The 14,594-nt window shown below is 64.8% G+C and carries 13 protein-coding genes; 4 read left to right on the top strand and 9 right to left on the bottom strand.

The window, feature by feature from the left end:
- Positions 1 to 10 precede the first annotated feature (10 nt).
- The 4 genes from VGN93_RS11835 to VGN93_RS11820 form a co-directional block, all read right to left on the bottom strand.
- On the bottom strand, positions 11 to 625 hold the full coding sequence (locus VGN93_RS11835) for an ABC-type transport auxiliary lipoprotein family protein (protein WP_413818690.1): 615 nt from the start codon (positions 623 to 625) through the stop codon (positions 11 to 13).
- A gap of 134 nt (positions 626 to 759) precedes the next feature.
- On the bottom strand, positions 760 to 2,130 hold the full coding sequence (locus VGN93_RS11830; RefSeq protein ID WP_327507639.1) for an MlaD family protein: 1,371 nt from the start codon (positions 2,128 to 2,130) through the stop codon (positions 760 to 762).
- Between the two features lie 60 nt (positions 2,131 to 2,190).
- Positions 2,191 to 2,976 (bottom strand): ABC transporter ATP-binding protein, encoded by a 786-nt coding sequence (locus tag VGN93_RS11825; protein ID WP_319321802.1) that lies wholly within the window; start codon positions 2,974 to 2,976, stop codon positions 2,191 to 2,193.
- Positions 2,977 to 2,984: 8 nt separating this feature from the next.
- Positions 2,985 to 4,139, bottom strand: a complete 1,155-nt coding sequence (locus VGN93_RS11820) for an ABC transporter permease (protein ID WP_414714085.1) — start codon at positions 4,137 to 4,139, stop codon at positions 2,985 to 2,987.
- Between the two features lie 135 nt (positions 4,140 to 4,274).
- Between VGN93_RS11820 and dgcA the strand changes: the two genes are divergently transcribed.
- Positions 4,275 to 5,258 carry an N-acetyl-D-Glu racemase DgcA gene (dgcA, locus tag VGN93_RS11815; protein WP_327507638.1) on the top strand — a complete coding sequence of 328 codons (984 nt, stop codon included), beginning with the start codon at positions 4,275 to 4,277 and terminating at the stop codon, positions 5,256 to 5,258.
- Here the strand turns inward: dgcA and VGN93_RS11810 are convergent.
- Together VGN93_RS11810 and VGN93_RS11805 are read right to left on the bottom strand one after the other, a co-directional pair.
- Positions 5,228 to 6,445 (bottom strand): MFS transporter, encoded by a 1,218-nt coding sequence (locus VGN93_RS11810; protein WP_327507637.1) that lies wholly within the window; start codon positions 6,443 to 6,445, stop codon positions 5,228 to 5,230. The genes dgcA and VGN93_RS11810 overlap by 31 nt on opposite strands.
- Positions 6,446 to 6,708: 263 nt before the next feature.
- Positions 6,709 to 7,545: a UDP-2,3-diacylglucosamine diphosphatase gene (locus VGN93_RS11805; protein ID WP_327507636.1), complete on the bottom strand. Its 837-nt coding sequence runs from the start codon at positions 7,543 to 7,545 to the stop codon at positions 6,709 to 6,711.
- A 235-nt stretch (positions 7,546 to 7,780) separates the two neighbouring features.
- Between VGN93_RS11805 and VGN93_RS11800 the strand changes: the two genes are divergently transcribed.
- A complete protein-coding gene (locus VGN93_RS11800) occupies positions 7,781 to 10,093 on the top strand; it encodes an NADP-dependent malic enzyme (RefSeq protein ID WP_327507635.1) in 2,313 nt (770 codons plus the stop codon).
- Between the two features lie 17 nt (positions 10,094 to 10,110).
- Here VGN93_RS11800 and VGN93_RS11795 read toward each other — a convergent pair whose 3' ends face one another.
- The gene (locus tag VGN93_RS11795; RefSeq protein ID WP_327507634.1) at positions 10,111 to 10,473 is read right to left on the bottom strand and encodes a helix-turn-helix domain-containing protein; all 363 of its coding nucleotides are present in this window, start codon (positions 10,471 to 10,473) and stop codon (positions 10,111 to 10,113) included.
- A gap of 110 nt (positions 10,474 to 10,583) precedes the next feature.
- On the opposite strand from VGN93_RS11795, the gene VGN93_RS11790 reads away from it, so the two are divergent.
- A complete protein-coding gene (locus VGN93_RS11790) occupies positions 10,584 to 11,291 on the top strand; it encodes a glutathione S-transferase family protein (protein ID WP_327507633.1) in 708 nt (235 codons plus the stop codon).
- A 151-nt stretch (positions 11,292 to 11,442) separates the two neighbouring features.
- On the opposite strand, the gene VGN93_RS11785 is transcribed toward VGN93_RS11790, so the two are convergent.
- Positions 11,443 to 12,486: a phytanoyl-CoA dioxygenase family protein gene (locus VGN93_RS11785; RefSeq protein WP_327507632.1), complete on the bottom strand. Its 1,044-nt coding sequence runs from the start codon at positions 12,484 to 12,486 to the stop codon at positions 11,443 to 11,445.
- Between the two features lie 292 nt (positions 12,487 to 12,778).
- Here VGN93_RS11785 and VGN93_RS11780 point away from each other — a divergent pair, with 292 nt between their 5' ends.
- Positions 12,779 to 13,882 carry a DUF2865 domain-containing protein gene (locus VGN93_RS11780; protein WP_327507631.1) on the top strand — a complete coding sequence of 368 codons (1,104 nt, stop codon included), beginning with the start codon at positions 12,779 to 12,781 and terminating at the stop codon, positions 13,880 to 13,882.
- On the opposite strand, the gene bluB is transcribed toward VGN93_RS11780, so the two are convergent.
- A complete protein-coding gene (gene bluB, locus VGN93_RS11775; protein WP_327507630.1) occupies positions 13,875 to 14,567 on the bottom strand; it encodes a 5,6-dimethylbenzimidazole synthase in 693 nt (230 codons plus the stop codon). The two genes, VGN93_RS11780 and bluB, sit on opposite strands and share 8 nt — an antisense overlap.
- Between the last annotated feature and the right edge of the window lie 27 nt (positions 14,568 to 14,594).

Below are 14,594 nucleotides of genomic sequence, written 5' to 3'. Positions count from 1 at the left end.
GAATGCCGGATCAGATCGCGGCGAGGGTCCAGCCGACGATCTCGGCGGTGACAGCGGCGAAGGCCGCGTCGAGCGCCTTCACGAAGGCCGTGTTACCCGTTCCCCCGACCGGCACCGCCGCGCGAAAAACCTTCTGCGCCCGGACCGTGCCGTTACGGTCGTTGAGCAGCTTTGCGGAAATCTCCACCACCGCGGTATCGGCACCTGCGGTCTCCACTTCGAAGGTGCGGATGTCGGTCGCGACCTGGTAGTCGATCGCCAGCCCCTCGCCCGGCTTGCCGACACCGCCGACAAGGCCGGTATTTTCAAACGCCTGCACGAGCTTCGCCTGCACCATCTTGGTCAGGCTGTCGCTCCATTGTGCGCGGGCGAGATACTGGATTTCCGAGGGAGACGGGCGGATGACGATCTGCCCGCTGTCGAGCGCCTTCAGCGCAGTCGGCTGCGGCACGAGGATCTGCCGGTTCTTCGCCGACGGGCCTTCCACCGAGGCGGTGGACGAGAGCGCGTAGGTATCGTTCTTGGCCTGTGTGCTGCCGCAGGCGGCAAGCGTCGCGGCCAGAACGGCGATCATCGCGGCGCGCACCGCGGTCCCGTTCCGAAACTCCATACCCGATACCGTCATGTCGTCCTCAAACCCTGATGCCCGAATCTGTATCAGGGGCACGGCACGCTGTCACGGTTGCGAGGGCGGACAAAATCGCGTCCGGCATCCGGCTGTTAACCATTGTGGAGATAGGGCCACACTTGCGGGCGAAATCAACGCCTTGTGCGGCCGTCATACTGCTTGACCGTCTCGCCACCGAAGAGCAGGCGCTGCGGATCGCGCTCGAAACCGGAGATCGCGCTGTCGAGATTCTGGATCGTGCGCCGCGTATCGAGCACCAGCGCCTCGACGTCGCGCAGGCCGGAGCCGGAGAAGCGTTGCAGCCCGTCGGCGATCGGGCCGATGCGGCCGTTCAGCGTGTCCGCCGCCTGCTTGATCGATTGCAGCGTCGCCTTGGCCTCCGCGAAGAGCGATTCGGAATCGCCCTCGCCCAGGAAGCCGTCGAGCTTGGCAAGCACACCGTCGACGCGTGTGGAGGCGGCGTTCAGCTTGTTCGACATCTGCTGCACGTCGGTGATGATCTGGTCGATATCCTCTTCGCGCGCGCCGATACGGTCTGCGACGCCCGTCACGGAAGCGATCGCCTTGCGCGCATCCGCGGTCGCGACCGAGATATTGTCGATCGCGCCGCCGACCTTCTGCGGATCGACCGCGGCGATCAGGCCGTCGACCTTGTCGAGCGTCACGTTTGCCTGCTTGCCGAACGTGTCGAAGGTCTCGGCCGTCTTGCGGAAGCCTTCGACCGTCGTCTTGATGTCGCCGGAGGCGGCCGCAATGTCCTTGCTGACCTTGTCGACATTGCTGACGAAGTCTTCGACCTTCTTCGGGTCGACCGCCTTGATCAGGTCGTCGACGGAGGCGAGCGTCGTATCGAGCCGGGCCGAAAGATTGCGGAAGGTCTCCGACAGGCCGCCGACGCTTTGCAGGAATTCGTCGATCTTCTCGCCGTTGCGGGCGAGCGAGCCGGAAAACTGCTCGGCATTGCGGATGGTGGTGGTGAGCGGCCCGCGCGCATCGGCGACGAAACCCTGGATGTCGGTGATCGCGGTGTCGGCACGCTTGAGGATCTTGTCGGCGGTCGAGAGAATGTTCGTCACGCTCGACTGCTCGGCCTTCAGAACCGCCGGAACCTCGGTATCGAAGGCCTGGCGCAGGATGTTTTCATCTCCACCATCGCCGCCGGAAAGCTCGATATAGGCCGCACCGGTAAGCCCCTGCACTTCCAGAACCGCGGTCGTAGACTTCTTGACGGGCGCGCTGGTCGAGACTTCGGTCATGGCGACGGAGAAACGCGGGTCCTCGGCATCGATCGCGAGGCTCCTCACGGAGCCGACCGGAATACCGTTGAAGCGCACCGGAGAGCCGATGCTGAGGCCGTTTGCCGAACCCGGAATGCGGATCGCCAGCTGCGCCATCTCGCCGCCGCGGCCATATTGCGACATCCAGTAGACGAAGACGAAGGCGGCGGCCATGACGAGCACGGTAAAGAAACCGACGAGGGCGTAGTTGGCTTTGGTTTCCATGCGTTCCGGCTATCCTGCTCGCAATATCATCCACCGGGGTAAAAAGCCCCGGAAACTCCTTCACGCCTTCCGGACGATCGACCGTGCGCGTTTGCCCTGGAAATAGGACTGCACCCATTGATCGTCAAAGGCCAGCATGTCCTCGATCGTGCCTTCGACCATGACTTTCTTCTTCCCGAGAACAGCGATGCGGTCGCAGACCGAAAACAGGCTGTCGAGATCGTGAGTCACCATATACACGGTGAGGCCGAGGGTGTCGCGCAGTTTGGCGATCAGCTCATCGAATTCCGCCGCCCCGATCGGGTCGAGACCGGATGTCGGCTCGTCCAGAAACACGAGAGCCGGATCGAGCGCCAGAGCGCGCGCCAGCGCCGCACGCTTGATCATGCCGCCCGAAAGCTCGGACGGATATTTGTTCGCCGCTTCCGGCGCGAGGCCGACGAGCTCGATCTTCAGCCGCGCCAGCTCATCCATCATCGCCTGCGGCAGGTCGAGATATTCGCGCATCGGCACCTGGATGTTTTCCTTGACCGTCAGCGCCGAAAACAGCGCGCCGTGCTGGAAGAGCACGCCGAGCTTCATGTCGAGCCTCAGCCGCTCCTCTTCCGAGGCCTTGTCGAAATCCACGCCGAAGATGCGGATCGCACCGGAGCGGCGCGGCAGCAGGCGCAGCACGGTGCGCATCAGCACCGACTTGCCGGTGCCGGATGCGCCGACGAAGCCGAGGATCTCGCCGCGATAGATATCGAGGTTGAGCTCGTCGAGCACGACATTGCTGCCGAAGCCGACGGTCAGGTCCTTGACCGAGAGCACAACGTCGTCCTGTTTTGCCGAAGCCGAATTCATATGCATCCTTAGAAGTCGATCGCGGCGTAGAACATGGCGAAGAGGCCGTCGACGAGGATGACCACGAAAATGGACTTAACAACGGCGGCGGTGACGTGGCGGCCGAGCGATTCGGCACTGCCGCCGACCTTCAGGCCTTCCACGGAGGCCACGATGCCGATGATCAGCGCCATGAAGGGCGCCTTGATCATGCCGGAAACGATCGTCGAAAGGTCGATCGCCTCGCGCAGTCGCGACAGGAACGTATCGAAGGTGATGCCCGAATAGGACCAGGAGACGAAGGCAGCCCCCAAGAGCGCCGCGAAATTGGCGATGATGGTGAGGAGCGGCAGCGCAATCGTCAGCGCCACCAGCCGCGGGAAGACCAGCACGCCGATCGGGCTGAGGCCCATGACCTTCAGCGCATCGATCTCCTCGCGCATCTTCATCGAGCCGATTTCGGCGGTGATCGCACTGCCGGAGCGGCCGGCGATCATGATGGCGGTGAGCAGCACGCCGATTTCGCGCAGCTGGAGAATGCCCACAAGGTCGACGACGAAGACTTCCGCGCCGAAATAACGAAGCTGGAAGGCGCCCTGCTGCGCGATGATCGCGCCGATCAGGAAGGACATCAGCAGGATGATCGGCACGGCGCGAACGCCCATGCGGTCGATCTGGTGGACGATCGCCGCCGGCGACAGCCCGCTCTGGCGGCCGAGCTTCAGCTGGGCGCCGCGCACGGCCGAGCCGAGAATGAACATGGCCGCGACCGTGTCGTCCCAGACATCCATCATGATGCGGCCGACGGGTTCGAAAACGCGCTCGAACAGCGTCTTGCGCTCGCCTTCATCGTCGCCGGGCTCGGCGAGCTTTTCTGGCAAGGCAGAGATCAGGTCGGCATAGTGGGCGCCCTCGCGATCGGTGAGGCTCACGTCGGCGCCGCCGGCCTGCCGCTCGGCGATCGCGCGGCGCAGCAGCCAGGCACCGGCCGTATCCATCTCCGCGACGCCGCTGAGGTCGATTTCCAGCGCGCCGCCCTGCCCGCGGCCGAGCTCGGAGAGCCGCTTGCTGGCGGCAACGGCGCTCACATTCACCCATTCGCCGGAGAGACGCCAGATCTCCCCGCCGTTATCGGGCAGGCTTTCGATCGCGATGTCGAGTGAGGAACGGGCAGCGGCGGTCAAGTCTCTTGCATCTTCCCGTGTGCTGGGGACAACATGCGCCTGTCTTACCGGCTCGCCGCCCCTCTGTCACCGAACGAACCGGCAAAAGCCGCGCCACGCCTCGATTTTTTCGGGGACCATGCCAGGATCGACACAATGCACCGCACCCTGTTCACCACCCCGGAAACCTTCCCGATCGCCGGAACCTTCACGATTTCGCGCGGCGCGAAGACGATGGCCGAGGTGGTGACCTGCGCGATCGGCGCCTCGGGCCTCGTCGGGCGGGGCGAATGCGTGCCCTATGCACGCTACGGCGAATCGGTCGCCGGCGTGCTGGCCGCCATCGAAGAGATGCGCGGCGCCGTCGAGGACGGCATCGGCCGCGAGGAACTCGCCCGGGTCATGCCGGCCGGTGCGGCGCGCAACGCGCTGGACTGCGCGCTCTGGGACCTCGAAGCCAAAATCTCCGGCGTGCCGACCTGGCAGGTGATCAATACCAGCGCCCCGCAAAAGCTCGTCACGGCCTATACGCTCTCGCTTGGCGAGCCGGAAGCGATGCAGCGGCAGGCGGCGGAACAGTCCTGGCGGGCGCTGCTGAAGGTGAAGGTCGGAACGGCGGACGATGCCGCGCGCATCCGCGCCGTGCGCGCCGGGGCGCCCGAAAGCGCCATCATCCTCGATGCCAACGAGGGTTGGACTACGGCAAACCTCGCGCATCATTTTTCGATCTGCGCCGAGGCGCGCATCGCCCTCGTCGAACAGCCGCTTCCGGCCGGCGATGATTCGGCGCTCCGCGGCCTCGCCCGCCCCATTCCCGTCTGCGCCGACGAGAGCGTGCACCGCACCGAGGACGTGGCAAGCCTCGTCGACCGCTATGACGCGATCAACATCAAGCTCGACAAGGCGGGCGGGCTGACGGAGGCGCTGGCGCTGCGCGAGGCGGCAAAGCGGCATGGCCTCAAGATCATGGTCGGCTGCATGGTCGGCACCTCGCTCGGCATGGCGCCGGCCGTTTTGCTGGCGCAGGGCGCCGATTTCGTCGATCTTGACGGCCCGCTGCTGCTGGCGCGCGACCGGGAGCCCGGCCTGCACTACGAAGGTTCCTCCGTCTATCCGCCGGAAGCCACGCTCTGGGGCTGAATACGCGGCGCGACGAGCCGGCCGGCAATGACCGAGACGAGGCCGGCGGCGGCGACGAGCGACATCAGGTAGAAACCCTGCACGCCGTACCAACTGAATGCGTAGCCCGACAGGAAGGTGGCAAGCGCCGTGAAAATGCCGGTGTAGAAGAAATAGAGCCCCTGCGCCGCCGCCTCCTGCTCTTCCGCCACGCGCTCCACCAGCCGGCTCTGCACGCTCATATGGATGATCGCATAGGTGAAGGCGTGCAGACATTGCAGCATGAAGTAGCCGGCGAAGGACATTTCCATCGGAAAGAGGATCCAGCGCCCGACGGCGACCGTACTGCCGAAGATCATCATGGACCACAGGTTGAAGCGTCGCCTCAGCTGGACGGCAAAGAGGAAGAAAACCACCTCGGCCAGCACGCCGGCGCTCCACAGGATGCCGACATCCACGCCGCTGAACCCCAGCTTCTGCCAGTAGATCGCCGAAAAGGCGAAGAGCATGGCATGGCTGGCATTGACCAGCGAGACGCCGATCAGCATGAGCTGCACGTCCCGCTGGCGCAACGTGCTCGTTCGCGGCACTTCGGCAATCGCAGTGATGGGCGACGGCCGGCGCGGCTTGCCGATCCTGGGCGCGATCACGGCGCCGAGCACCGTCAACACGAAAGCCGCCGCCATCGCCGGCAGCACCATGGCGCCGCCATAGAGGCCGGCAAGCCAGCCGCCGATCATCGTGGCGACGATGAAGGCGAGCGAGCCCCAGAGTCGCATCTTGCCATAGTCGAAATTCCAGCGCCGCACCCCGGACAGCATGATCGCCTCGGTGATCGGCACATAGGGCGAATAGACGGCACCTTGCAGCGTGTAGATGAGCAGCACCGGCCAGAAGGAGCCGGTGGCAAAGAGCGCGACCGCCGTCGCAAGCGAAAGCAGCGCCGACCAGATCAGCACGATCGAACGCTCGCCGATCCGGTCCGCGATGATGCCGGCCACCGGCGCCGTGAAGACGCGCACGAACAACGGCACGGCCAGCACGATGCCGATCTGGAAATCGCTCATCGACAGGGTTTCGAGCCAGACCGGAAAGAACGGCAGCGCAATGCCGTTGACCATCATCGGCGCGCAGAAAACGAGGGCGATGCGCGCGGCGAAGAACGGCGGCGCGCCGGATGTCACGGTAAACCCGGAAGGGGCAGTCATTGGCGGGAAACCTGCGTTGGGAGACGCTCCGGGCTCTAGCACGCCGATGTACGTACGCCAATCCGCTATTTCTACCGCACATCCCCGCCGCCGAATTCGGCCACGACCCGGGGCCGCGCTAGGATCAATCGACATTCAGCCCAGGCCGTGCCGAAAATGGTGAGTTTCCGTGATCCGGAGCGCAGCGTACTTTCGGTACGTGAGCACCGGAAGCGGGGAAAATCGCCATTTGCAGGCCGGCATGGGCTGAATGTCGATTGGTCCTAGGCGGCCTCGGCGCTCGCGGTCGTGACGGCGCCGATGCTGCGCGTCGCGAGCGCGACCGGCACCGTCCCGGTCGAAATCTTCTGCCAGGTGATCAGTTCCATCTCGCCATCATGGTGCTCGGCGATCGCCGTGCAGCTTTCCACCCAGTCGCCGCTGTTGATGTAGCGGATGCCGTCGATCTCGGTGATCACGGCGTGGTGGATGTGGCCGCAGATGACGCCGTCGGCATCGTTGCGGCGCGCTTCCTCGACGACGACCTTCTGGAACTCGCCGATGAAGTTGACCGCCGATTTCACCTGCTGCTTGGCCCAGGAGGAGAACGACCAGTAGGGCAGCCCGAGCCTGCGGCGCACCGCGGCGAAGACGACGTTGATGGCGATGGCGGCATCATAGGCCCAGTCGCCGAGATAGGCGACGACGCGGGCATGGCGCACCACGACGTCGAACTCGTCGCCATGCAGCACGAGGTAGCGCTTGCCGTCTGCGCCTTCATGGATGATGCGCTGGGCGACCTCGACGCCGCCGAAATGCGTGCCGGGGAATTCGCGGAGGAATTCGTCGTGGTTGCCGGGGATGTAGATGATGCGCGTGCCCTTGCGCGCCTTGCGCAGGAGTTTTTGCGTGACATCATTGAAGGCCTGGGGCCAGTACCAGTTGCGCTTGAGGCGCCAGCCGTCGACGATGTCGCCGACGAGCACGATCGTCTCCGCTTCATGGTGCCGCAGGAAATCGATCAAAAAATCCGCCTTGGCCGCTTTCGATCCCAGATGCACATCCGAGATGAACAGCGTGCGGAAGTGGCGGACATTCGGGTCGGCGAGGGTCGCAGTCATGCGTTTTTCTCCGGGTGGCCGGCCGCCGCGAGCATCTTCATGACGGACGGCTTTGGCTCCGTTGAAAATCAGACTCCTGTTTCAAATTGATGACACACCTATGCATTTTCGGTCCGCAAATAGGCATTGCGCCAGCTGTCGATTGCGGCTTTATGGAATGTTCCGAAAACTTCACGCGGCGGCGGATTTGTGTCACGTATGGCCGCAACGAAAACAGCATATGGCAGGGAGCATCATGAGCACGGGTGATAAATCGAGGACGCAGGACGGCCCCGCAAGCGGCGACATCGACCAGCAGGCCCTCTTCTTCCACCGCCATCCCCGCCCCGGCAAGCTCGAGATCACGCCCACCAAGCCACTCGGAAACCAGCGCGACCTGGCGCTTGCCTATTCGCCCGGCGTCGCCGCCCCCTGTCTCGCCATTCGCGACGACCCGAGCACGGCAGCCGACTATACGGCCCGTGCCAACCTCGTCGCCGTCGTCTCGAACGGCACGGCCGTGCTCGGGCTCGGCAATATCGGCCCGCTCGCCTCCAAGCCGGTGATGGAGGGCAAGGCGGTGCTCTTCAAGAAATTCGCCGGCATCGACGTCTTCGACATCGAGATCGACGCGCCGACCGTCGACGAGATGGTCAATGTCGTTTCAGCACTTGAGCCGACCTTCGGCGGCATCAACCTCGAGGATATCAAGGCGCCGGAATGTTTCGAAGTCGAGCGCCAGCTGCGCGAGAAGATGGACATCCCCGTCTTCCACGACGACCAGCACGGCACGGCGATCATCGTCGCGGCCGCGGTGCTGAACGGCCTGGAGCTTGCCGGCAAGTCGCTGCATGAGGCGAAGATCGTCGCCTCGGGTGCCGGTGCCGCCGCACTCGCCTGCCTCAACCAGCTCGTCGTGCTCGGCGCGAAGGTGGAAAACATCTGGGTGCACGACATCGAGGGCCTCGTCTACAAGGGCCGCGAAGCGCTGATGGACCAGTGGAAGTCCGTCTACGCACAGGAGAGCGACAAGCGCCAGCTCTCCGAATCGATCGACGGCGCCGACGTTTTCCTCGGCCTTTCGGCCGCCGGCGTGCTGAAGCCGGAACTGCTGGCCCGCATGGCCGAGCGCCCGCTGATCATGGCGCTCGCCAACCCGACGCCGGAAATCATGCCGGAAGAGGCGCGCGCCGCAAGGCCTGACGCCATGATCTGCACCGGCCGCTCGGACTTCCCCAACCAGGTCAACAACGTCCTCTGCTTCCCCTACATCTTCCGCGGCGCGCTCGATTGCGGCGCGCGCACAATCAACGAGGAGATGAAGATGGCCGCCGTGCGCGCCATCGCAGCGCTCGCCCGCGAGGAAGTGTCCGACGTCGCCGCGCGCGCCTATTCCGGCGACACGCCGAGTTTCGGCCCGAACTACCTGATCCCCTCGCCCTTCGACCAGCGCCTCATCCTGCGCATCGCGCCGGCCGTGGCACGCGCGGCGGCGGAGACCGGCGTCGCGACGCGCCCGATCACCGATTTCGACGCCTATCTCGACCAGCTCAACCGCTTCGTCTGGCGCTCCGGCTTCATCATGAAGCCGATCTTCACCGCCGCGAAGAATGCCGCCAAGAAGCGCGTGATCTTTGCCGAGGGCGAGGACGAGCGCGTGCTGCGCGCCGCCCAGGTGCTGCTGGAGGAGGAGATCGCCAAGCCGATCCTCATCGGCCGCCCGCACATCATCGAGACGCGCCTGAAGCGCTACGGCCTGCGCGTGCGCCCGCATGTGGATTTCGAGGTGGTGAACCCGGAAGACGATCCGCGCTTCCGTGACTACGTCGACGACTATTTCCGCATCGTCGGCCGCAAGGGCGTCATCCCGGAGGCCGCCCGCACCATCGTGCGCACGAACCAGACGGTGATCGGTGCGCTTGCCGTCAAGCGCGGCGAGGCCGATGCGCTGATCTGCGGCGTCGAAGGGCGTTATGCCCGCCACATGCGCGATGTCAGCCAGATCATCGGCAAGAAGGGCGGCGTGCTGAATTTCTCCGCGCTGAGCCTGCTGATCTCGCAGCGCGGCGCGACCTTCTTCACCGACACCTACGTCACCTGCGAGCCGACCGCCGCTGAAGTGGCGCAGATGACGGTGATGGCCGCGCAGGAAATCCGCCGCTTCGGCATCACGCCGCGCGCCGCCCTCGTCTCGCATTCGAATTTCGGGTCGCGCGATTCGGAAAGCGCCTTCAAGATGCGCAAAGCCATGGCGCTGGTGCGCGACATGGACCCGACGCTGGAAGCGGACGGCGAAATGCACGGCGACGCCGCCATTTCCGAAATTCTGCGCCAGCGCGTCATGCCGGATTCGACGCTGACCGGCGAAGCCAACCTGCTCGTCTTCCCGAACCTCGACGCCGCCAACATCACGCTCGGCGTGGTCAAGACCATGACGGACTCGCTGCATGTTGGCCCGATCCTGCTCGGCGCCGCGCTTCCCGCCCATATCCTGTCGCCGTCCGCCACCTCGCGCGGCGTCGTCAACATGGCAGCACTTGCCGTGGTGGAAGCCTCCTACCCCGTCTGATCGGAAATCCTTGCGCTTTACGAAACGGCCGCCGCCTGGGCGGCCGTTTTCGTTTGCGCGGCCGGGCGCGCCGCGTCGTGCTCCTCCCACCAGTCGCCAAGCGCATCGACCAGCGGCATCAGCGTGTGGCCGGCGGGCGTCAGGTCGTATTCGACGCGCAGCGGATAGCCGTCGAAGACGGTGCGCCCGACGATTCCGGCCTTTTCCAGCTTGCGCAGTTCGAGCGTCAGGATGCGGTGCGAAACCGTGGGATTGTCGCGGCGCAGGTCGCTGAAGCGCTTCGTGCCGTCCTTCAGATAGTAGATCAAGAGCGTCGGCCAGCGGCCGCTCAGCACCTGCATGACCTCCTCGATCGGGCAACGGGAAACGAGATCCTTCATGACGGGCTCCGGCGTGGTGACAAAAATGTGCGTAATTTACATGGGGGTGGAGAGCACTTAGGTCCAGTGTCGCTGCGCAGCGTGGTCAACAGAAATCACGGAGAACACCATTGGAACCGATCCTCATCTACGGCTTCCCTGCCGGAAGCTCCATGGGCCTCGTCGCCGCCCTCGAATGGCTCGGCAAGCCCTACAGGCTCTGCCGCGTCGACATGCTGGGCGAAATGCGCGACCCATCCTATGCCCGCCTCAACGCCCGGCATGAAACACCGGCGCTCGTCACCGACGACGGCCGCGTCGTCACCGAAACCATGGCGATCGCCCACTGGTTCGCCGCCCGCGATACGGAACGACGCATCAGCTTCGACCCGACCTCGCCCGAGGCCGACCGCATGCACCAGTTGATGGCCTATCTCAACACCGGCTTCACCGGCGCCTTCAGCCCGCTCTGGGCGGCGCTCGAAATGGAGACGCCGGACCCGGTGTTGCAGCAATCGCTGCGGACATGGGGCCGCAAGGCCGTCATCGAGCGGCACGACAAGCTCGAAGCCCTGCTCGGCGACACGCCCTACCTCGTCGGCGACCGTCCCACCCTCGCAGACGGCGTGCTGATCGGCGTCGCCCGCTGGCTCGACTACCACGAGGTGGCGCCGGCAAGCCGCTGGCCACGCATCGAGGCCGTCCGCCGCAAGCTGGAGGCGAAACCGGCGGTACGCTTTGCCACGGCCCTGGAAGACGGTAAAACCCCTGCCGGCTCCGGCGCGTTCAAGGGCCATGTGCCGCTCGCCGAGGTCATCGAACGCTTCGGCCGCGCCTGACGCCGAGCAACCGATGTCCGGCTGACTGCTGGAGTATGTCTGGTTCAGACTGAACCAGACATACTCCAGTTTCTTTTGTTTTCGTTTGTCTTTTCGGGAAAACCGGTTCCCACTTTTCCCTGACAACTCTAAGGCAAGGCTATTCGAACGATCAGGCCGAAGGCTGTTTCAGGCGCTTCGACCATTCGTCGGCCTTGCCCTTACCGGCATCCTTCCAGGGCGAACCCTTGAGGCCGAGCTTGGCGCGGAAACCCATCGCATTGATGATCAGCCGGTTCATGCCCGACGCGATGAAGGGCAGCGAGGCGATGTGCAGGCCGGTGAACGGCAGGAACGGGTTGCGGCGCAGCGACCCGTAGATCTCGATGCGCGTCGTCGTCTTGTAGCTCGGGCTGCGGGCGTGAAAGCCGTGCGTATCGGCGACGATCAGCGTGTTGGCCTTGACGGTCATCTTGACCGGCTGGCCGTAACCGAGCGCCGGAAGTTCATCCGGCATGACGCGGAGCGAGCCGCGGGCGGAATATTTGTTCTCGATGGAATCGGCATTCTCGCTGATGCCGCGCTCCCAGGCGAGGCGCTGCGGCGTCATCTCATGCGAGCCCGGCACGTAGGAGAACGGGCCGTCCTCCTCGCCGACATCGCGCAGGAACAGCCAGGCCTTGGCGGTCGGCTGGAACGTGTCGCTGTGCAAGGCGGTCTGCGGGTCCGTCGAGCCCTGCGTGATGACCGACGGCAGCGCCATGACGATCTGGACGACCAGCAGCGGCTTGCCGTCATGCGAGGAGACGTAGCGCAGCAGGTTGGTGACGCGCGGATCGTTGCGCGCCGCCTTGAAGCCCGGCAGGCTTTCGAGATCGCTGTCGTCGATGATGGCGCGGCGGGTGACGGTCTCGCCCTGCAGCATGTCGTAGCGCTCGAAGTCGCGCTCGGCGATCTCGCGGGTGACGGCGGCAAAGACCTCGGGCGACAAAAAGTCTTCGATCTTCACGAAGCCGTTTTCGGCATATTGCCGGCGGTATTCGGGGGCGACGAGCTTTGCCAGCTTGGTGCGGCGCCAGGCGGCCATGCGCATGGCAAGCGAGACGCGCTTTTCATGCAAGCCCTTCCGGTTCAGCCACTTGCTGCCGATGATGGGATTGTCGGCGAAGGATTTTGCGCCGGATGCGAGCTGGAGCGCGTAGAAAGGGCTGAGCAAGACTGACGAGATCCGCATATTCACCTGCCTGTGGAAGCGCCGGTTTTCCGCTCAAGGGCGGCTGCGCGACGATCGGCGCATATCGGCTGTTGTATTTGCCGAGAGTGCTACACCAAGCCCCGGACGAGATCAATTGCGCGCGGTGCGCAAAAAGATGAATACATAACTCATATTTTCTCCCGCGCATTAATCACAAATGCGGGAGCACGTTGCGCTTCCCTTCATGCAGCCTATGATAGGAGAGACATAGGCGGCCGGATTGCGGCCCGACAGTTTCACAGGATCGATGATTTTGAAAGGATGGACCCGCCTTCTGTTTGCCGTTGCGACCGGCTTGCCGCTCCTCTTTTCGGGCGGCACGGCGGCGGCGGCGGTGTGCGAGCAGATCCAGGCGGAGCTTGCGAACCTGCCCAAGGTGGTGGTGGATACGGCGAGCGCCCGCAAATATGCCGGCGCCATCGCCCGCCAGAACATCCAGCTTCGCAAGGCAAAGAGCGACCAGCGCCGGCTCGGCTGCTCCGGCGGCAGCATCATCGTCGTCGGCGGCGCCAATGCGGCGGCCTGCGACACGCTCTCGACGGTCATCGGCAAGATGGAGCGCAACCTCGACATCCTCGACAAGAAGCGCCGCGAATATGCCGGCGGCACCTCGTCGCAGGGCAAACGCAACCGCCTGATAGCGCGGCTCGCAAACAACGGCTGCAACGACGACGCGAAGGTGGTGCCGATCGCGGCGACCGAAACGCTGCGCACGCTCGATGAAAAACGTACCCTGCCGCTCGGCACCGCGCCGGAGGGCAGCGAGCGCCTGCAACTGCGCTCGCTCGGCGGCGGTTTCGGCCATGGCAACCTGCGCACCGTCTGCGTGCGCACCTGCGATGGCGGCTTCTTTCCGATCTCGTCGGGCGCAACCCCGCTCGATTTCCGCCGCGACCAGCAGGTCTGCGCGATGATGTGCCCCGAGACGCAGACCGAACTGTTCTACCAGTCGATGACGAACGGCCAGGAAACCGAGCAGATGACCTCGACGGTCACCGGCCGGCCCTATTACGAAATGCCGAATGCCTTCTCCTATCGCACGCGCGACCTCTCCAAGCCCGGCGCCTGCGGCTGCAATCTCTCCGCCTATTACCAGGAGATGATCAAGCGCGAAAAGGCGCTGAAGGGCAGCGAGACGGCGAGCACCGGCAGGGATGATGACGAGCAAGGCGGCTCGATCACCACCATCCGCACCCTGCCGAAGAAGGACGAGACGCCGGTCAAGCTGCCGGCAAAGGTCGAAGATCGCGATTACGACCCGGCGAAAAGCAAGGTGCGCACGGTCGGCCCGGTCTTCCTGCCGGCCAACGAATCCGCCATCGACCTCGGCCGCCCGGCCGATGCCGGCGTCAACTGACGCCTGCCTCCGGCCAGCGCTCCTCGAACACAAGGTCCTCCAGCGGCAGGCGCTGGCGCCAACCCTTCACCGCAAGCTCCGGTTCGGCGTAAAGCCGGTCGACAAGGCCGACGCAGAGCCAGGCGACGATCTCGACATGCACGGGAATGCCGAGGATGTTGCGGATGTCGCTATCATGGAAGATGCTGACCCAGCCGACGCCCACCCCTTCCGCCCGCGCCGCAAGCCAGAGGTTTTGCACGGCGCAGACCGTGGAATAGACGTCCATGCGCGGATTGTGCGTGCGCCCCAGAACGACGGTGCCGCCGCGCGTCGGGTCGCAGGTGACGCAGATCGACAGCGGCGCCTTGAGGATGCCTTCCAGCTTCAGCGCCCGATATTGCGCCTGTCGCTCACCGTCGAACATCGCCGCCGCCTCGGCATTGGCCTTGAGGAAGGCGGCATGCACCGCACGCCGGGTCGCCTCGCTGCGCACCAGCAGAAAATTCCACGGCTGCATGAAGCCGACCGAGGGCGCGCTGTGGGCGGCGTGCAGCAGGCGGCCCACGAGATCATCCGGCAGTGGATCGGGCAGGAACTGGTCGCGCACGTCGCGGCGCGTTTCGATGGCATGGTAGACGGCGGCCTTGTCCTCGCTGGAAAAGGCGCCCGCCCCGACCAGAGGGTCGCACGGTTCGGCTCGCATCGTCATCTCCCCAACAATGCGCAAAAC

This window comes from Shinella sp., from assembly GCF_035998705.1.
Taxonomy (GTDB): domain Bacteria; phylum Pseudomonadota; class Alphaproteobacteria; order Rhizobiales; family Rhizobiaceae; genus Shinella.
Note: the sequence above shows the minus strand (reverse complement) of the source record. Positions and strands in the feature narration are given on the sequence as shown.